The following is a 19,524-nucleotide window of genomic DNA, read 5'->3' on the forward strand; positions in this document are numbered from 1 at the left end:
TTGAATAAAATTTGCTGAGAACTGAATGGATCGCTCTCACCTCTCGGAATCAGCTTAATGAGCAGGAGAATCGATCAAAATGAACTCACTGTCCTCTAGTACCTCAATCGTGATTAGCTTTTGCTCCGTAACCTCTGCTCCGTCGCCTTTATGCATCACTATAGACGTTTGGTTATCGCTCACTTTAATTTTCCCGGATGATGCTAACACATACATTTGATGATCAATATTTTGAATATATTGAACACCTTTTTTCAGTTTCCCCCCATAAATTCGGGCAAGTTGGTTTATGTATAATGCTTCGTTTTTATCTTCAGGGTAGCCCGAGACTATTAGTGGTAGCTCGTTATTATCACCGTCCTTAGAATAGAGGTTACTTTCCCATCGAGGTTCTACATTATGTTTATTAGGCTCAATCCAAATCTGGTAAAAAGTCAGTGGCTCTTTGCTTAAGTTATATTCAGAATGACTGATGCCAGTCCCAGCACTCATCACCTGAACTTCACCTACAGGTGTTAGCCCCTTATTACCTTTACTATCTTTATGTGTGATGGCGCCACTGCGAATAAAGCTAATAATTTCCATATTACGGTGTGCATGTGTTGGGAAGCCTGTGTTTGGTTTAACCCAATCATCATTAATCACTCTCAGCGTACCAAACCCCATACGCGCAGGATTGTAATAATCTGCAAAACTAAAGTGGTGGCTAGAGGTTAACCAACCATGACTCGCTTTACCTAGTTCATCAAAAGGGTAATGTTTAATCATGTTGTTATCCTCGTTGACTATTTGTTGAAAGCGCTTCTCTATCATGCTTGACAGTGAAGTCTAACTCTGGCCCTTTTGGCACAATCAACGTTGGGTTAATGGTGTCATGGCTCGCGTAGTAATGAATTTTTGTATAAGGCAAATCCACTGTTTCTGCCACAGACCCAAACTGGTAAAGCTCTCGTACGTAATTGCTAATATTATGAAATTCACTTAATCGGTTACGGTTACATTTAAAATGGCCATGGTAAACTGCATCAAAACGAAGCAAGGTAGTAAATAAACGCCAATCAGCTTCAGTTAAAGACTCGCCCACCAAATAACGGTGTTCACCAAGGTGCCCCTCGAGCCAGTCTAAACTTGTAAAAAGTTCATCGTAAGCTGCTTCATAAGCCGCTTGAGTGGTTGCAAAACCGGCACGGTATACACCATTATTTATTTGGTGATAAATTCGCTCATTAATCGTATCAATTTCACTATGTAACGCTGCTGGGTAATAATCATCTGTATTACCTGTTAAGTCGTTAAAAGCAGTATTAAAGATGCGTATGATCTCACTTGATTCGTTGTTAACGATTTTATTAGTTTGTTTGTCCCATAAAACAGGCACTGTTACGCGGCCTTGATAATCGGGTGCAGCTTTTAAATAGAGTTCATACATAAATTCACTTTCAAACAGTGAATCCGTATATTCACTATCCGCATCGCCAAACTCCCAACCATTTTCTCTCATTTCAGGCCTAACCACGCTGACAGTAATAATATCTTGTAGTTGTTTTAATTGACGGAAAATAAGCGTGCGGTGTGCCCAAGGACATGCCAGCGATACATACAGATGATAGCGTCCGGCTTCAGGCTTAAAAGGGCCGTCAGCTGAAATAGTGTGTCTAAAGCGACTCTCCTGACGCTGAAATTCACCTTTACTACTTTCTGTGTCATACCATTGATCGACCCACTTACCATTGACGATTAAACCCATGATTTACTCCACTGTTTATAAAGAGCCCTGTGCCGGGCGTATAATAATGATGTATTAATTAGCAATACTATTGAGTGCGGTCGGCAATAATATTATCGAGTGATAAACGTCCGCCACCTTGCAACATTAATGCAAGACTAATGATAATTAACGATAAGCCGAATTCGTAACCGTTGTTGCTCATAAATAAACCGTTTTCTAAATGCACTGTCAAAATAGCAACGATCATGGTAAACGCTAAAACAAGTGCAGTAGGCCGCGTTAGCAAGCCGATAATGAGGAGTAACCCACCAAAAAATTCTGCGCTGCCAGCCATTAATGCCATTAAATAACCAGGGCCTAATCCAATTGATTCCATCCACTGACCCGTACCCTCTAGGCCATATCCACCAAACCAAGCGAATAATTTTTGTGCACCGTGAGCCATAAAGATAAGACCGACTGGAATTCGCAATACTAACGATGACCAGTGCGGGTTAGATGTAGTTAATTTATTCAGTAGTAATGTAGACATTTTATTCTCTTCAGTTCATTGTTTTTGAATGTTGGAGCTATTATATTTAATAGCCAAAAGAATGAATAACGGTAATAACTGACCAACCAATTCAAAAGGATTGAACTAATGAATTCTCCTATCACACTAGATGCATTAAAGGTGCTTGATGCCATTGAACGTAAAAAAAGTTTTGCAGCTGCCGCCGATGAATTATTTCGTGTGCCTTCAGCGATCTCTTATACCGTCAATAAGCTTGAAGAGGATTTAGATATTGCGCTGTTTGATCGCAGTAAACGCAAGGCGGAATTAACTGCCGTAGGCAACTTAATTGTTGAACAGGGCCGACTTATTTTACAGGCCACCGATGAACTCACCTACATGGCTAAACAGAGTGCCAGTGGTTGGGAGTTAGAGTTACGCATCGCTGTCGATAGTATTTTACACTTTCAGCCGATCTATTCACTGATTGCACAATTTCAGATTTCGCACCCATGGATAGATATTAAAGTCACTGAAGAGGTATTTGGTGGTACCTGGGATGCGCTAAGTGCGGGGCGATGTGATCTCGTTATTGGTGCTGCGGGCACTGCTCGTGACAACAGTTTTAATATTCATCCGATAGGTGACATTGAGTTTATTTTTGCAGTCGCTAAAGATCACCCTCTTTGCCAAGAGCAACAACCTTTAAGTAATACAGTGATTAAAAAATATCCCTCAGTGGTGGTTGCAGATAGTTCAAGAGAGCTAGCAGCACGTTCAGCAGGCTTACTCGATGGCCAGCCGCGTATTACGGTGCCCAGTATTGACCAAAAAATAGAAGTTCAGCTACTTGGCTTAGGAGTCGGCTATTTGCCTGTTCATCGTATACAGCAACAATTAAAGAGCGGACAATTGGTGGCGTTAACGCTGGAAAAACCTGACAACAGAAATCATGACATGTGTGCAGCATGGCGAAAAGAGAATAAAGGCAAGGCACTAGCCTGGTTTGTGGAAAAAATAAAGGCACTGAAAAACGATGTATTTTTTACCGAAGATCCACTAAATTAGCCGACATTTAATTAGAGCATTAATAAAAATGAGTAAATGACCCATATCAGGAATGCTAAGAGTAACAGCTCTAACAAAGAAAGCGGCTAAAGTGAGTTACCCTCAGACTAAATGGTTCCAATGACCTGCGGTCAAACTACTGCAGTGGCTCTAATAATGTCATTTAGCCTCTGCCAGTGTTGCGATGCTAGTTAGCCCCTGCTGCCATCAAAGCATTTTTAAAGTCATTGACCCAGCGACGATAAACCGTTTTAACATCCCCCCAGTTAAATACTTGGGTGTTTAGTTGCCACTGGTCAAAACCCTCAGCCCGATCAGCCGCTTTTGCTAACACTTCGCCGGTCTGTCCGTCTTTAATCATTGCCAGTAACATCATGGAGCCTGAGTTTTGAGTATAGGTTTTTCCCATTGAGTTATAGCTTCGTCTTGAAGACTCTATCGGTGCACTCAGCCGAATATCGGTTACCGCAACTTCAATGACTAAGGTATCTGGTCCTGCTTTATCAACAAGCTCAAACGGCTGATCTTCATTGAACACACTGACAACCATTGTCGCAAATTCAGCGGACATTCTTTTGAGGGCTTCATCAGGCAGATCGTAGGTTGCATTAAGCCCATCAGCTCTTCGGTCGATACGTGGCTGTGTATAATCAGTCGGATGATCATTAGTCACCGTGGCGGGTTTAAAATACAGTGTTCGATATTGACTCCAATCGACATTTGGCCTAGCGAAAGAGATATCTAACACCGAGTTGTCAATTTTAACCAAGCCCTCTTTAGTCACTTGTGCATCAGGCCCCGATTGCATTGAAGGAGGCGCTGAGGAGCAGCCTACTAGTCCTATCAATAGCGCCAGCAATACGGTTTGTTGTTGTCTTAATAGTCGCATTGAATCAATCCTTTAATTAAAATGGTCCTAGTAAATATGAGTAGCGATGGTCTATACGTCAATTAAGTAATCGGCACAATTTTTTATTTTCAGAGCAAGCACTTCACCAAAACAGCCTGCAACGCTCATTAACATTTACTAAAGCTGCAATTGACTAAATAAAAAAGGCCACTTTTTAAAGTGGCCTTTAATTGACGCAGTCTTGTAACCTACGCACCTTTAGCAGCGCGCGTAAGCTTCAAAGCGTTAATCACTTGGGGAAATTGAAACTACGCTTAACTTTAATACGATTATTTTTGTCACGACTAGAGCGGATCAAATCATCACCGATGATCATCGCTTTTGACTTTGATAGTCGGTCATAAAGCAGCACGTTAACTGAAGCCGCTAGGTTCATGCAGCCGACAGTCGGCACATACACTACTGCGTCAGCTCTATTGATAAGTTGCTGATTAATAGTGCCGTCTTCTGGTCCAAAAATATAAAGCGCTTTTTCTGGATGTTCAAATGAAGGCAGTGGTATTGCCCCCTCTACAAGATCAACGCACACAATGCTGACATCAGGCTCTACAGCATCAATTAAAGACTCTACGCCTGTTAGCGCTATGATTTCGCTAGCGGCTTGCGTATCAGTATTATATTGCGAATTGCCGTTGCTGGCTGCCAATGGGTAACGTTTGCCAGTATAAAAAACATCCTCGGCTTCATAACATCCTGCAGCGCGCATTACGCCCCCGACATTGGTTGGACTTTTAGGATTCACTAACCCTATCGCGCTATATCGTTTGCTACTCATACTTGATCACTCAATCGAAAAACTAACTGCCGCAATAAGACCACGGCATAACACCTAACACGTTAAGCCGCTAACTTGCAGCTTAGCTGTAACCAAGCATCGTTAACCAATGCATAGTCGTTATCATCGAGCTCTTCTCTAGCAAGTGCTAGACAATCAGCCATTTTAGATTCGAGTGCTTGTGCACCTTGATCATGTTCGGCTTCTAACTTCGATAACACAACGGCAAAATGGCCTTGAAGATATCCGCTTGCGAATAAGGCGTCATCATCACCGTCAGCAACAATACTTTCAATCCAATCCTGAAGTGTTTGCTCATACTTCTCTAACATTGAGGGCTCCACATACTCAAAACTATTGGAATCATTCCAACATTTAATTAATAACAGTTAACAGACTCAGTAGTTGCAGTCGTGATTACTCGACTAAATCTGGATTCGCAACCTGATACATCACATAATCATGATAGCCGGTCACCACTTTGTAATAGCCTGTAAGTTCTTTATCTAATTCTGGGTCGCCACTATCCACAATTAGTGGTCGTCCTTCAAGTGCTTTTAACTTTGTTTTTGTCGCTAAAATAACAATATTGTTCTTACCCACCCGTCTTACTAGCTCGGGGGATAACTGCTGGTTACCTCGACCTAAAATGTGGCCTTGGCCGCCGATAAGGGTAATGTATAGCTTAACTGATTGGTTTTCGGTTAATTTTAGTAATTCATCAGCCGACAAATCACTGGCGACTAATTGTCGCGCTTGAACGAGATCGACACCCAATAAGGTATTGTCGAGTCCAAGCTCTTCCATCACAGCCGCAACGGTGCTGCCAGAGCCTATAACAATGACATCATCTTCCATGAGTTCAATCGCTTCAGCAGCAATATCGGCCAGCACGAGTTCGTCGGTTTCTATGCCACCCATTTTTACCGCTTGAACATAACGCGGCTCAGCGGGAACCAGCATTTCACCAAATCGCTTGGCTTTGACTACGCCGGTTCTAAAGGCAACTTCATCGATATCCATCACATCAGCGCACATCAGGCTGACTAATTCACCCTCTAACAACATCTTGACCACCACGCCTGATGCATGGGGCGTTATCCCGTAAACCCCTGAATGAATCTTCACCCCAGCGGGCACACCTAACACTGGGATATTATCGTCAGCGATGGCAAAAATATCCCTTGCAGTGCCGTCCCCCCCTGCAAATAAAAGCAAATCGAGTGTTTCACTCAGCAGCTTCTCAACGACCAATTGAGTATCTTGCGCCGCTGTGAGCGCGGGCGCATGATAGACAACACGCACATTAAACCCCATTTTACGGGCTAACGATTCGCCCATATCACCTGATGCGGTGATGATCTCAAGCTGATTTTTATAGGGTAAAATGACTTGCAGAGCTTGTTGCATTCGCAACTGTGATTTAGGGACTGCGCCTTTAGCGATAGCTAAGTCAGCCACACCATCGCTGCCTTTTAAAGCAACACTGCCACCTAAACCCGCAAGTGGATTAATAATTAAACCAAGACGAAACCTGCTCACTTCATTGACTCCATTTAAAAGCAGTTAGAGACGGACTCATTAGCTGTTTAGGCCGTAGTGACCGATCTAGCCGGCGGGCGCTGCGATGACGGAATAAATAACACTGCAATCATTGAAAGCACGGCGCAGAATGCAGCAAAAATCCACGTTGTTACTGCGCCTGAGCCGTCACCCCATATTATTCCACATAACCAAGTACCCAATGCACCGCCAACACCAAAGCTCAAGCTGGCATAGAGCGCCTGCCCTTGGCTACGCCGACTGATATCAAAATGCTTATGTACAAACTGAATTGAAGCGGCGTGGGTTAACCCAAAAGTGAACGCATGTAATATTTGACTTAGGCTGAGCCACAATAAGCTGTCGACCCCAAACGCAAGTAATAACCAACGAACAGCGGTTAACGCAATACTGATAAAGAGTAAAAATTTCACCCCAAAACGTCCAAGGAGTCGCGGCGCATACATAAACATAATGATCTCTGCCGCCACGCCTAAGGCAACAAAAATACCCGCAACGGCTTCGGTATATCCCGCTTGCTTGAGATATAGAACAAAGAAACCATAGAAAGGTCCTGCGCTCATTTGCAATAACATCGCTGAGATAAGAAACCAAATAACGGCTTTATTAAACACTAACGGTGGACGTTTAACATCCCGCTGCACCTTAGCTCTGTTAGCAGGTAGTGGGAGTGCGCTGACCAGCATACCGACAAATAATGCCATACCAATATAGGGCAGGATCTGTGGTCCCCAATGACCGATGGCAAAACCACCACCCACCACAAGAACGATATAGCCAACACTGCCCCAACTCCGTATTGCGCCATAACGGGTGGTATTCTCCCCCAGTGTTTCAAGTGTTATCACTTCTAACTGGGCAAGGATAGCGTTCCAAAAAAAGGTATATACCGCCAGACTGATAGCAAGATACATCAAGCTACCATCATAGAAAAAACTGAGGTAAGAGACTGCAGCAGCGCCTGCGCCTATCTTGATTAGCTCAGAGCGCATTCCGGTTCTATCAGCCACTATTGCCCACAAATTTGGGGCGATAATGCGAGTCCCCATGAGGATGGCTAATAAAAAACCAATCTCTTGAGCATTAAAACCGCGGCTATCAAAAAAGACACCTAAATAAGGTACCATGACGCCAAGAATAGAGAAGAAAAAGAAATAACAAGCACAGAGCCAGCGTAATTGCTGCTCTGTGTTTTTAGGCTGAAACATTAACGCATTCCAATGACAGGTGTACTGCTATTCACATCCATATTTTGTGCGCGGTGACGCAGTAAGTGATCCATTAATACAATCGCTAACATTGCTTCTGCGATGGGTACTGCACGAATGCCCACACAAGGATCATGTCGACCTTTGGTCACTACTTCAGCAATGTCACCTTGGGCAGTCATACTCTCGCCCGGCACACTGATGCTTGATGTCGGCTTCATCGCAATATGAGCGACGATAGGTTGGCCGGAAGAAATCCCGCCTAAAATGCCACCCGCATGGTTAGAGGCAAAACCTTCTGGCGACATTAAATCACGATGCTCAGAACCTTTTTGATTGATAACTTCAAAGCCATCACCAATCTCAACACCTTTGACAGCATTTATTCCCATGAGTGCATGGGCAATTTCAGCGTCTAATCGGTCAAATACAGGTTCACCCAAGCCAACAGGAACGCCCGTGGCGACCACCGTCACTTTAGCGCCTATTGAATCACCACTTTTTTTAAGATCGCGCATGTATTCGTCTAAAGCCACAAGCTTCGACGCATCAGGGAAGAAGAATGCGTTTTTCTCAATTTCGGCAAAATCAACAGACTCTGCTTTGATTGGACCCAGTTGTGACAAATAGCCATTTATCTCAATACCATGAACTTTCTTTAGGTATTTTTTGGCCACAGCACCAGCAGCGACTCGCATTGCTGTTTCACGCGCAGAAGAGCGACCACCACCACGGTAATCTCTTAAACCATACTTTTGTTGATAGGTATAATCGGCGTGCCCAGGACGAAACAAGTCTTTAATATTCGAGTAATCTTTACTGCGCTGATCAGTGTTTTCAATCAACAGACCGATTGAAGTCCCCGTTGTTTGACCTTCAAACACGCCAGATAAAATGCGCACTTCATCCGCCTCACGACGAGCGGTGGTATAGCGAGAGGTCCCTGGGCGACGGCGGTCAAGATCATGCTGCATATCCGCTTCATTTAACTCAATCCCAGGAGGGCAACCATCAATAATACAACCTAAGGCAACTCCGTGGCTCTCACCAAATGTAGTGACTACAAAATTTTGACCAATACTGTTTCCCGACATCCGCTTTCTACACCTCAATTACGCAAATTAAACGAGCATCTACAACTAAAAAGTAGATACACAAATTAAATGGCCACAATACAACCAGCATTGTGGCTAGTTTCTATTATTCACTATCTTTATAGATAACAAATAATGATTCATTCTCAACAAGTTGATCACGCGTTAAAATGAAAACACCGTCTCCGCCATTTTCAAAACTTACCCATGTGAATGGCACATCAGGGAATAGCGCGATTAAATGCACCATTGAATTACCCACTTCAACCACCAGCAGGCCATCTTCCGTCAAATAATCAGCTGCATTGGCAAGGATACGCTTGGTGAGATCTAAACCGTCACGACCAGAAGCAAGACCAATTTCAGGCTCATGATGATATTCATCCGGCATATCACCGATATCTTCGGCATCAACATAAGGAGGATTAGAGACGATTAAGTCGTAGTGTGGGCCTTTAGGGATGGCAGAAAACAGATCAGATTCCATTGGGAACACCCGGTCCATAACCCCAAGAGTTTCAATATTAATCTGCGCCACGTCTAAGGCATCTTCGCTGATGTCTAACGCATCGACTTCAGCATTTTCAAATTCGTAAGCACAAGCGATGGCGATGCACGCACTGCCTGTACACAAGTCCATTACGCGATTAACTTGTTTGTTATATAACCAAGGGCTGAAACGGTTAGCGATTAACTCAGCAATTGGCGAACGAGGAACTAATACCCGCTCATCAACATAAAATTCTAGACCCGCAAACATCACTTTATTTGTTAGATATGGAACAGGTAAACGCTCTTTGACACGGCGAATAATGAGTTCAACAATTTTATGTTTTTCGCTAATAGTCAGATTAGAGTGAATGACTTGTTGGCCGAGCTCTTCTGGTAAATGCAACGCATGAAAAACCAAAGCAATGGCTTCGTCCCACGCATTGTCGGTACCGTGTCCGTAATAAATATTTGCATCATTAAAACGACTGACACCCCAGCGTAACATATCACCAATTGTTCTTAATTCAGTAACGGCTTCATCAACAAAAATCTTATCCAAAATTCACTCCAACATTTTAATTCCGACTCATTGTAACTGAACTCTATTCATATGGCATCGGATTCAATAAAATACCCTTATGAATAAAAGAACCGATAAAGATGATTTGGCACTATTTGCAGAGCAAACAAAAGGAATGAAACCTTTTGAGCAAAACAAACGCCACTTTAAATCAGCCCCTAAAGACCGCAAAGTGATTGAGGAAAAAGAGCAACAGCTACATGCTGACAGCTTCTTCTCTGATACTTATCAACCACTACTGCCCGAAATTGGTCCGATGAAGTGGGCAAGAGATGACGTTGATAGCTATGAAGTAAAACGTCTGCGCCGCGGAGATTACGTGCCAGATCTATTGTTGGATTTGCATGGTCTACGCCAATCAGAGGCAAAACTTGAGCTAGCCGCTTTGATCCAAGCCTGCATTAAACAGCAAAGCCATTGCTGCTGCATTATGCATGGGCATGGTACGGGGGTGTTGAAACAGAATATTCCAATGTGGTTAGCACAGCACCCTCACATAAAGGCCTTTCATCAAGCGACTAAAGAATGGGGCGGCGACGCGGCATTACTGGTGTTAATTGATATTGGCGACCAACCGTACCGACGTTAAGTGTAGTCTTGCAATGCAATTAATACAGACTAAGGCTGCGCACACAAAAAAAGTGAGTCTTTTGGGACTCACTCCTTCCTAAACCCTAAACGATGCTAGCAGATCATATGAGGTGCATATTGCCATTCTACAGAAGCTTGCGTCGTTTGCTTATTAATGAGCGTAACACCTGAAGTGGCAAACAATGGCGGCTCAAAGCCTGGTACCAACTCACTCACCAAATAGCCTAACAGTGGCATATGTGCCAAAACCAATACATTTTCAGCTTTATAATGTTCAGCATAAGCAAGGACGGTTTCCGCAACTGTCGCAGGGTCTCCCGAAGGTACCAGTTCATCTAATGTTAACCATTGACGAGGTTCAGGAAAATGCTGATGCATTTCTTGCCAACTTTGTTGCGCTCGCAGATACGGACTGACAAGCACTAAATCAAACTCAGTAACGCTCTGTCCTAGCCAATTACTCATCAAGCCTGTGTGCTGGCGACCAGTATCCGTTAATGTGCGTTCTCGATCTGAATGAGCATTAAAGCCCGCTTCACCATGTCGCATTAAAAATAGCTGCATACCGCTTTGCTACTCCCAACTTTTTATTCTTATTAACTAATTGTAGTCTGAATCTTAACAGCAACATACCGTTTTTTAGTTATTAATTAGTCGAATATAACTTGTGGTGATTTTAAGATACTAACCATAAAAGAGTCAAAAGGTTAATTGAACATCAAATTGAACCAAAATCAGCCAAACGACAGATTATTTTACCGTTTGGAGATCTTGTGTTTGAAGATAAGTAGAAATAATGGCAAGTTACATTATTACAGCAACCTAGAATCATTTACATCGCTAGCCTATCGACTCAATCCCACAAGCCGACCAAGAGATGTAAATTGGTTTTTTACGTGCTTTATCGACAAGTGATTACTAAAGTAAGTATCTAGGTTAGATGCTGTTCGATCAATTGGAGCCATGCTTTTGCCAAAAAACAAAAAAGTTATCACCAGCCCAAATGACCATCGCAAGTACCGTAATATCACCTTAGAAAATGGGTTATCGGTATTATTGGTTGAAGACCTCCAGTCAACAGAAGCGGCAGCATCAATGGCTGTGGCCGTAGGTCATTTTGACGACCCGGTTGCTCGTCCTGGTATGGCACATTTTCTTGAACATATGCTTTTTCTTGGTACTGAAAAATTCCCTGACTCAGGAGAATACTCAGCCTTTATCAACCAGCATGGCGGAAGTAATAATGCCTGGACTGGCACTGAGCACACTAATTTTTTTTATAGCATCAACGCCGCACAATTTGAAGCTTCGCTCGACCGTTTTAGTCAATTTTTCATCGCACCATTATTTGATGTAGCGTTAGTTGATCGCGAGCGTCATGCTATCGAATCTGAATTCAGTATGAAGTTAAAAGACGATATTCGACGCGTCTATCAGGTGCAAAAAGAAACGGTTAACCCGGCTCATCCCTTTTCCAAGTTTTCAGTGGGTAACCTAGAAACATTGGCTGGCGAACAACAAAACTTGAGAGAGGAGTTAATCGCTTTTTATAACGAAAAGTACAGTGCTAACATTATGACATTATGCATTGTGGCTCCCACCTCTTTGGATGATTTGGCCAAGCTTGCTCACACTTATTTTGCTGCGATTACCCACCATCCAGAACCTACTCAATATCCAGATACCCCAATTTATCTAGCAGAACAATTACAAGCAAAAATCAACATCGTTCCTCTCAAAGAACAGCGACGAATTGCGATTACGTTTGCTTTGCCTGCGCTTGAACGCTTTTATAAGCGTAAGCCTTTGACATTTATTAGTCACCTTCTAGGTTACGAAGGCAAAGGTAGCTTGCTCTCCTATTTAAAAGAACGAGGACTAGCCAACAACTTATCGGCTGGCGGTGGTGTAAACGGTTACAATTTCAAAGATTATAATATTAGTATCCAACTTACAGATCTAGGGTTGAACAAGCTTAAAGACGTTATTGATTGTACTTTTGAGTACATTACTTTAATCAGAGAGACAGGGTTAAGCGACTGGCGATACAAAGAAAGGGCTGCTTTACTCAAAGTTGCTTTTCAATATCAGGAACAAGTTAAGGCACTGGATTTGGCAAGTCATCTGAGCATCAACATGCATCATTATGATGTTGAAGATGTGGTTTTTGGTGATTACCGCATGGATGGTCTTGATGTTATCGAAACCCAGCAGTTATTAGCGATGATGACTCCGACTAATATGCGCTTACAACTTATTGCTCCTGAGTTAGAGACCGATAAACAAGCCGCTTGGTATCACTCACCGTATCAGATCCGTAAAATTGCCACGGAAGATATCACTCGTTGGTTAGCACCTAAAGTGCGCTCCGAACTCACCTTACCCTCGCCTAACCCGTTCATTATTGACCATTGCGTCGCAAGAACAGATAAAAGTAACGGGCCAGTACCACTAGTGGTATCACAAGAACCTGGCTATCGAATTTGGCATAAAAAAGATGATGAATTTAACGTGCCCAAAGGGCATCTCTATCTTTCCTTGGACTCAGCTCAAGCTGCTGCATCACCCAAACATGCTGCATTAACACGACTGTATGTAGAAATGCTGCTTGATTACCTCACCGAGTATACCTATCAAGCAGAGGTCGCAGGCCTGAGCTACAACATTTATCCTCATCAAGGTGGGATCACCTTACATTTGACCGGTTTTTCTGGCAAACAAGAAGCACTGCTCTCACTTGTTATTGAAAAAGCACGCGAGCGCAAGTTTACTCAGAACCGCTTTGAATTGATAAAAAAGCAGATCTTACGCAGCTGGTATAATCATACTCAAGCTAAGCCAATATCCCAGCTATTTACCAGTTTAACGGTAACGCTGCAAAAGCGCAGTTTTGAACCCGCTCGGATGGCTGAGTTACTTGAAGAGATCACGTTAGAAGACTTACATGCACATGTTAAAAGTTTCTATGAAAAAATACATTTAGAAGGTTTGGTTTATGGCGACTGGCTGGAAAGTGAAGCTAAGGCCTTAGGTTGTAAGCTTAATAGAATTTTATCCTTGGTCACCTCCCCAAGTTCAGAGTCTTCAAGGGAGCTTATCGACCTCTCAAATAAAGGCACATTGTTGAGAGAAGTTTCAGCCTCTCATCAAGACAGTGGCATTATTGTCTACTACCAATCTGATACTGCGACACCAGAAAATATGGCGCTGTTTAGCTTGCTAAACCACACTATGTCATCTACGTTTTTTCATGAGTTAAGAACGCAAAAACAGTTGGGTTATATGGTCGGCACGGGTTATCTGCCTCTGAATCGATACCCTGGTATTATTTTTTATATTCAATCACCGAACTCTGGACCACAGGTTCTATTGCAGGCGATAGACGAGTTCATTGCAGATTTTACCTATGCAATATTACAAATCACCAATGAGCAATGGGAATCAACTAAAACCGGCCTTGTGAACCAAGTCATGGAACATGATGCGAATCTTAAAACGCGCAGTCAACGTTACTGGTCTAGCATAGGTAACAAAGACTATGCCTTTAACCAAAGGGAAAATGTTGTAGAGCAAATAAAGACGTTAACTCGCTCTGATTTAATCAAGTTTATAATGAAGAAGATGCGGACTAAACATTGTGACCGACTGGTCCTCTTTAGCACGGGTGAGTCCCATCAAGATCAAGCGCAGCTAAAGTCCGATAATATGATCCTAGATCTCCGTGCATTCAAACTCAAAGCTGAACAATTTGATTACTAAAGCGCGGCATATTGGGTAAACAGTGAAACGATGAGAAACGGAATGTCTAAACGGAGAAACATTAAAGTTAACCCGTTTAGACAATAAAAAAACACAAAGTGGACATATATCATACTGAAAGGATGTGAGTAATGATAATTAGCTACGAAATGCACGAAGACTTTTGACAATGACGTCACTTTCTGAAAAAGTGAGCATTAGATACTGTTGCCTTAAGACATTGGTTAAAAATAAAATAATAAATATGCCTAAGACACTGCTAAAAGTTACACTATTTTTGTTCCTGCTCTTCTCGTCGATGCAGCCTTCTTTAGCATTCACGCTAAACTCTGTCTCTCTAGGTGTACCTGAAGGACTATCTCAAAGTAACGTTACATCCATCGTTGAGGATGCTGATGGGTTCGTTTGGGTTGGAACATTTAATGGGCTAAATAGATACGATGGTAAAACCTTCCGCCACTACTTTCCATCAAAGAGAAACGAGCTGGCCAGTGCTTTTATACGCAGTCTTTATATTAGTCAATCTGGGTCGATGTTCATTGGAACAGATAAAGGTTTATCCGTATACGACCCAATACAAGACAAAATAGTCTCTTCTATAAAGCTAGGCTTTGAGCTAAATCAAGCTGTATGGACCATATATGAAAATAACAATAATATTTTTATTAGCACAGAAAACTCTATATATATATTAAATGAGCTAAGTAATAAAAAACTATCCATCAAGAACAAATACACTGGAAGTTTTGGCTTCATAAAAGATATTTTATTCTTTAAAAACGAAATGTTCATTAGGAATTATCACGGAAGTATATTCTCAGTCACCAACAGAATAACGGAAATAACTAAAGACACTATTGCAATGAAAGTTATTAATGATGACTTATTATTTTTCAATAGCAAAGGGGTACTAAAATACAGTAACGGTTTATCAAGCAAACTTATCACGCCTGCATACTCAAGTATCTCGAAGAAACCTGATTACAATCTAGGTTTAAATAATGGTTCCATTTTCAATATAGATAACATTGAAAAGCCAATATTAATAGGTAATGTAAAGTCATCTAAAAAAAACCTAGAGTACCCAAGAGTAATCAGAGGCCGCACTAAAACATTTATATCAAATCAAAACAATGGTTTTTTAATCATTGATGATAGTAATAACTTAGTTCAAACGAAATTTATTGATGGTGGGAATGTTTGGTCTATATCACCCAACAACACCACTGAAGTTATTATCACAGCGGACGATCCTATCATTCGCATATATGATTCGCAGTTAAATATAATTTCCGAGTATGACTCAAAAGTAAAAGGGCCTAAATCAGCAGTTAAGATTGGCCATCTTATATATATAGCGAATGCAAAAGGTTTAATTTCATTAGACACTGCAACGGGTGTTATAGCAACTATAATAGATGGAATGTTTTTCATTGCAAAGGCTAAAAAAGACGGTGAAAGTATTTTTGTTGGTTCAACTTCAGGAACCGTTATACAATACGATATCAATACAGGTTTTGTGCAAGAATATGTTGTTGATGAAGGCAACCCTGTGTTTGATATTAAGGAATATAATAATAATCTATTGATAGCGACTCAAGGTGGATTGTTTAAATTTTCAAATGATTTAGTCACCCCGCTTTACACAAAACAGATGGTACTCAGTATTGATACTTTTGATGGAGATATACTATTTGGTACTGGTTCTAGTTTAAAAAAGATAACTAAAAACAATAATACAGTAGAAGAAGTCTACAACAATAACAAACCTATATTTTCAATCACCCAAGATGAAAACATCGTTATCGCGTCATCAGTTAGTGAAGTTATTATAAAAAATAAAAACAATGGCAATCAATACATTTTAGTTCAAGAACTTGGTATTCAAGATGAATATAATACTCATGCTATTTTAAAGAAAAATGATAATATTTATATTGGTGGTATTTCTGGAGTAAGTCTAATCTCATTAAGTACGTTAAACGATTACTTATCTAATCACAAATCACCAACTGTCACATTAAATGAACTTTCGATTTTTAACATCCCAGAAAGCCCTAGTGGAAATATACTTAAAAACCAAATTGGTAAAACTGAAAAAATCAAGCTTAAGTACTCTGACTACCCATTTACACTCACTTTTAACAGCCCTAACAGCCCATTGCAAGATATTAATTACATCTACCAGATGCGAGGCCTTTCTGATGCATTGATCAATTCAAAAGGCATAAACTCAGCAACTTATACCAATTTATCTCCCGGTGATTACGAGTTTTCAGTTTATGCTATTGATCCTATCTCTGGTAAACAAGGCGCAGAGAAAAACTTACTTATTGAGATAACCCCCCCTTGGTGGTTATCACTCCCAGCAAAGATAATCTATTTTACTGTTGCCCTATTAATGTCGATAACCATAATTAAAATATCCCTAAAACGACGTGAGATTCAAAGACAGATAGCCAAAAGTGAAGAGCGCTTAAAACTATCACTCTGGGGCAGTGGCGATGAGATGTGGGATTGGGATATTGAAACGGGTCAAATCTATCGCTCTAATATCTGGGGATCGCTAGAGTTCCCAAGAGATGGACAACGCTCAGGACAAAAGGGGGAAGAGAGTAATATCCATCCGATGGATCAAACTCGCGTCCGTGATGCGCTAAACAAACACTTCTATGGTGAAACCGATCATTTTGAGGCAGCATATCGCGTCAAAGGTAAATCTGACGACTGGGTATGGATTTTAGACCGCGCTAAGATTGTTGAACGCGATGAGAATGATAATGCACTGCGAATGACAGGAACGATTAAGAATATTAATAACTTCAAACAAGCTGAAGAACAACTTCGCTTATTTGAACGAGCGATTCAAAATATCTCTGAAGGTATGTTCATCTTAGATAGTGATTTCAATTTCGTAGAGGTTAACGAAGCTTGCTGCGATCTATCAATGCTAAGCAAGAAGGACTTCATTGGTACCCTATTCAACTTTGACTTATACCCCGACAGTTACTCAGAGCAAATCCGCTCTATCTTAAAACAACAGGGTCGTTGGAGTAACGAAGTCGAATCAGCCAGAGGCAACGGTACTAGCTTCTTGATGGAACTGACCGTTGATGCGATATATGACGAACAAGGTGAGCTATCGCATTATGTCGGTGTATTCTCAGATGTCAGTCGCAGAAAACAACAAGAGGAAGAGCTCAGAAAACTGACCAATAACGATCTGTTGACTAACCTTCCGAACCGCTCCAACCTGATGGTCACGCTGGGTAACTTAGTTAAAAGAGATTCCCACCATACTTTGATGGTTTTGGATTTGGATAATTTTAAAAAGATTAACGATTCATTGGGTCATCAAGTTGGGGACGAACTACTCATATTAGTTTCCGAGCGAATACAAGCCGCTGTACCCGACCACACCAGTATTTACCGTTTAGGCGGTGACGAATTCGCTATATTGATAGATAAGAATCCCGATATAGGTGTAAGTGCTGTTATCGCCAAGACAGTCATCCACGCATTTGAAACTTCGTTTCAACTGTCAGCAGAAAAAGTCGTGGTTGGCGTCAGTATCGGCATTGTGTTGTACCCTGAAGATGATCAAAACGAGCAAGCATTACTTCGAAAAGCGGATATTGCTATGTATCACGCAAAATCAGGCGGCGGAAACCGTTACCAGTTCTATTCAGAATCACTAAACAAGAATGCTATTAGACAACTCGAAGTTGAAAACCTGATCCGTGAAGCTATAAAAGATGATTTATTTGAAGTCTACTACCAGCCTAAAGTCGATTTAAAGACTGGTCATATGGCAGGCATGGAAGCCCTTGTTAGACTAAATCATCCACAACATGGACTAATACCACCAAACAGCTTTATTCCATTAGCTGAAGAGAACGGCCTTATCGTTGAGATTGGTGATATTGTATTAAAGAAAGCTTGTTTTGCTGCGCAAAAATGGCGCTCATTAGGACTATTTAATGGTCGCGTAGCCGTTAATTTATCATCAAAGCAATTCGCGTTACCCGATCTTCAACAGCGTATAGAGTCAATTTTACGTCTCACTCAACTCCCCGCTGCCAATTTGGAGCTTGAAATAACGGAAGGCACCGTGATTAGTGAGCCAGAAAAAGCGATAAAAGTAATGCAACAGTTATCAAAAATGGGTGTTAGTTTAGCCTTAGATGATTTTGGTACAGGCTACTCATCACTATCATATTTAAAACGATTCCCGATTAATACCTTGAAAATTGATAAAGCATTTGTCGATGATATCGACAAATCCGACCGCGATTTAAAAATGGTCGATTCAATCATCACTATCGCCCATAACATGGGGCTTTCAGTGGTTGGTGAAGGGGTTGAAGAAGCGTCTCAACTGAGTATTCTTCGAGCACTCAAATGTGAAGAGATCCAAGGTTACATATTTAGTAAAGCAGTAACAGAATCTGAATTCACAACCCTGCTACGAAATGATACAAACTCAAACCCATTAAAAGCCATATCCCTAAACAATACTTAAACTCAACAACAATTAGAACATTGGCACGACATCTGCAATAACCTTTTCAATAGTCAAAAAGACTGAAACTATGAAAAGGTTTAAAATGAAAAAGATAATTAATGGATTAGTTGCTTCTGTTGCATTCGCATGTTCACTTCCAGCGATGGCGTCAAGCCACACCCTTGTGACAAAATACGATAAGGACTATCTGCTATATAAAGAGCAAGCTATTACTCTTGTTGGCGTTCCACATATTAAGTTTAAGCCGCTACAAACTGCGGGCGTTCCACACATTAAGTTTAAGCCGCTACAAACAGCGGGCGTTCCACACATTAAGTTTAAGCCGCTACAAACAGCGGGCGTTCCACATATTAAGTTTAAGCCGCTACAAACTGCGGGCGTTCCACACATTAAGTTTAAGCCGCTACAAACTGCGGGCGTTCCACATATTAAGTTTAAGCCGCTACAAACTGCGGGCGTTCCACATTAAGTTTAGCCGCTACAAACTGCGGGCGTTCCACATATTAAGTTTAAGCCGCTACAAACTGCGGGCGTTCCACATAAGTTTAAGCCGCTACAAACAGCGGGCGTTCCACACATTAGTTTAAGCCGCTACAAACTGCGGGCGTTCCACATATTAAGTTTAAGCCGCTACAAACAGCGGGCGTTCCACATATTAAGTTTAAGCCGCTACAAACTGCGGCGTTCCACATATTAAGTTTAAGCCGCTACAAACAGCGGGCGTTCCACACATTAAG

At 41.6% G+C, this 19,524-nt stretch carries 16 protein-coding genes; 5 read left to right on the plus strand and 11 right to left on the minus strand.

Annotated features, from left to right (window positions below):
• Window positions 1-54: 54 nt before the first annotated feature.
• From CXF83_RS15460 to CXF83_RS15470, 3 genes are all read right to left on the minus strand, one after another.
• Entirely contained in the window at window positions 55-768 is a 714-nt protein-coding gene (locus CXF83_RS15460; RefSeq protein ID WP_101091492.1) for a pirin family protein, read from the minus strand.
• Between the two features lie 4 nt (window positions 769-772).
• Entirely contained in the window at window positions 773-1,747 is a 975-nt protein-coding gene (locus CXF83_RS15465) for a glutathione S-transferase family protein (protein ID WP_101091491.1), read from the minus strand.
• Between the two features lie 67 nt (window positions 1,748-1,814).
• Window positions 1,815-2,261, minus strand: a complete 447-nt coding sequence (locus CXF83_RS15470) for a DoxX family protein (RefSeq protein ID WP_101091490.1) — start codon at window positions 2,259-2,261, stop codon at window positions 1,815-1,817.
• 108 nt (window positions 2,262-2,369) lie between these two features.
• Between CXF83_RS15470 and CXF83_RS15475 the strand changes: the two genes are divergently transcribed.
• Window positions 2,370-3,290, plus strand: a complete 921-nt coding sequence (locus CXF83_RS15475) for a LysR substrate-binding domain-containing protein (RefSeq protein WP_101091489.1) — start codon at window positions 2,370-2,372, stop codon at window positions 3,288-3,290.
• A gap of 187 nt (window positions 3,291-3,477) precedes the next feature.
• Here CXF83_RS15475 and CXF83_RS15480 read toward each other — a convergent pair whose 3' ends face one another.
• The 7 genes from CXF83_RS15480 to prmB form a co-directional block, all read right to left on the minus strand.
• Complete coding sequence (locus CXF83_RS15480) at window positions 3,478-4,179, minus strand: DUF3313 family protein (protein ID WP_101091488.1); 702 nt, start codon at window positions 4,177-4,179, stop codon at window positions 3,478-3,480.
• A gap of 250 nt (window positions 4,180-4,429) precedes the next feature.
• On the minus strand, window positions 4,430-4,975 hold the full coding sequence (locus tag CXF83_RS15485; RefSeq protein WP_101091487.1) for an RNA methyltransferase: 546 nt from the start codon (window positions 4,973-4,975) through the stop codon (window positions 4,430-4,432).
• Window positions 4,976-5,037: 62 nt separating this feature from the next.
• Window positions 5,038-5,307 (minus strand): YfcL family protein, encoded by a 270-nt coding sequence (locus CXF83_RS15490; RefSeq protein ID WP_101091486.1) that lies wholly within the window; start codon window positions 5,305-5,307, stop codon window positions 5,038-5,040.
• 85 nt (window positions 5,308-5,392) lie between these two features.
• Window positions 5,393-6,517, minus strand: a complete 1,125-nt coding sequence (locus CXF83_RS15495) for an ATP-NAD kinase family protein (RefSeq protein WP_101091485.1) — start codon at window positions 6,515-6,517, stop codon at window positions 5,393-5,395.
• A 47-nt stretch (window positions 6,518-6,564) separates the two neighbouring features.
• Window positions 6,565-7,746 (minus strand): MFS transporter, encoded by a 1,182-nt coding sequence (locus CXF83_RS15500; protein WP_101091484.1) that lies wholly within the window; start codon window positions 7,744-7,746, stop codon window positions 6,565-6,567.
• The gene (gene aroC, locus CXF83_RS15505; RefSeq protein ID WP_101091483.1) at window positions 7,746-8,840 is read right to left on the minus strand and encodes a chorismate synthase; all 1,095 of its coding nucleotides are present in this window, start codon (window positions 8,838-8,840) and stop codon (window positions 7,746-7,748) included. Before aroC ends, CXF83_RS15500 begins: the two co-directional genes overlap by 1 nt.
• Window positions 8,841-8,946: 106 nt before the next feature.
• Entirely contained in the window at window positions 8,947-9,891 is a 945-nt protein-coding gene (prmB, locus tag CXF83_RS15510; protein ID WP_101091482.1) for a 50S ribosomal protein L3 N(5)-glutamine methyltransferase, read from the minus strand.
• Between the two features lie 79 nt (window positions 9,892-9,970).
• On the opposite strand from prmB, the gene smrB reads away from it, so the two are divergent.
• On the plus strand, window positions 9,971-10,501 hold the full coding sequence (gene smrB, locus CXF83_RS15515) for an endonuclease SmrB (RefSeq protein WP_101091481.1): 531 nt from the start codon (window positions 9,971-9,973) through the stop codon (window positions 10,499-10,501).
• 95 nt (window positions 10,502-10,596) lie between these two features.
• On the opposite strand, the gene sixA is transcribed toward smrB, so the two are convergent.
• On the minus strand, window positions 10,597-11,067 hold the full coding sequence (gene sixA / locus CXF83_RS15520; RefSeq protein WP_101091480.1) for a phosphohistidine phosphatase SixA: 471 nt from the start codon (window positions 11,065-11,067) through the stop codon (window positions 10,597-10,599).
• 399 nt (window positions 11,068-11,466) lie between these two features.
• On the opposite strand from sixA, the gene CXF83_RS15525 reads away from it, so the two are divergent.
• The 3 genes from CXF83_RS15525 (at window position 11,467) to CXF83_RS15535 (ending at window position 19,256) form a co-directional block, all read left to right on the plus strand.
• Window positions 11,467-14,262, plus strand: a complete 2,796-nt coding sequence (locus CXF83_RS15525; RefSeq protein WP_443019113.1) for an insulinase family protein — start codon at window positions 11,467-11,469, stop codon at window positions 14,260-14,262.
• Between the two features lie 244 nt (window positions 14,263-14,506).
• A complete protein-coding gene (locus tag CXF83_RS15530) occupies window positions 14,507-18,784 on the plus strand; it encodes an EAL domain-containing protein (protein ID WP_101098026.1) in 4,278 nt (1,425 codons plus the stop codon).
• A gap of 85 nt (window positions 18,785-18,869) precedes the next feature.
• Window positions 18,870-19,256, plus strand: a complete 387-nt coding sequence (locus CXF83_RS15535; RefSeq protein ID WP_101098027.1) for a hypothetical protein — start codon at window positions 18,870-18,872, stop codon at window positions 19,254-19,256.
• The last annotated feature ends 268 nt before the right edge of the window (window positions 19,257-19,524 follow it).

The sequence above is a fragment of the Shewanella sp. Choline-02u-19 genome (assembly GCF_002836205.1).
In the GTDB taxonomy this organism is placed as follows: domain Bacteria; phylum Pseudomonadota; class Gammaproteobacteria; order Enterobacterales; family Shewanellaceae; genus Shewanella.

Coding starts and splice junctions, on each gene's coding strand:
- CXF83_RS15460 (WP_101091492.1), bottom strand. CDS start 768: ATGATTAAACATTACCCTTTTGATGAACTAGGTAAAGCGAGTCATGGT.
- CXF83_RS15490 (WP_101091486.1), bottom strand. CDS start 5,307: ATGTTAGAGAAGTATGAGCAAACACTTCAGGATTGGATTGAAAGTATT.
- sixA (WP_101091480.1), bottom strand. CDS start 11,067: ATGCAGCTATTTTTAATGCGACATGGTGAAGCGGGCTTTAATGCTCAT.
- CXF83_RS15525 (WP_443019113.1), top strand. CDS start 11,467: ATGCTTTTGCCAAAAAACAAAAAAGTTATCACCAGCCCAAATGACCAT.
- CXF83_RS15500 (WP_101091484.1), bottom strand. CDS start 7,746: ATGTTTCAGCCTAAAAACACAGAGCAGCAATTACGCTGGCTCTGTGCT.
- aroC (WP_101091483.1), bottom strand. CDS start 8,840: ATGTCGGGAAACAGTATTGGTCAAAATTTTGTAGTCACTACATTTGGT.
- CXF83_RS15475 (WP_101091489.1), top strand. CDS start 2,370: ATGAATTCTCCTATCACACTAGATGCATTAAAGGTGCTTGATGCCATT.
- CXF83_RS15480 (WP_101091488.1), bottom strand. CDS start 4,179: ATGCGACTATTAAGACAACAACAAACCGTATTGCTGGCGCTATTGATA.
- CXF83_RS15485 (WP_101091487.1), bottom strand. CDS start 4,975: ATGAGTAGCAAACGATATAGCGCGATAGGGTTAGTGAATCCTAAAAGT.
- CXF83_RS15470 (WP_101091490.1), bottom strand. CDS start 2,261: ATGTCTACATTACTACTGAATAAATTAACTACATCTAACCCGCACTGG.
- CXF83_RS15535 (WP_101098027.1), top strand. CDS start 18,870: ATGAAAAAGATAATTAATGGATTAGTTGCTTCTGTTGCATTCGCATGT.
- CXF83_RS15530 (WP_101098026.1), top strand. CDS start 14,507: ATGCCTAAGACACTGCTAAAAGTTACACTATTTTTGTTCCTGCTCTTC.
- smrB (WP_101091481.1), top strand. CDS start 9,971: ATGAATAAAAGAACCGATAAAGATGATTTGGCACTATTTGCAGAGCAA.
- CXF83_RS15465 (WP_101091491.1), bottom strand. CDS start 1,747: ATGGGTTTAATCGTCAATGGTAAGTGGGTCGATCAATGGTATGACACA.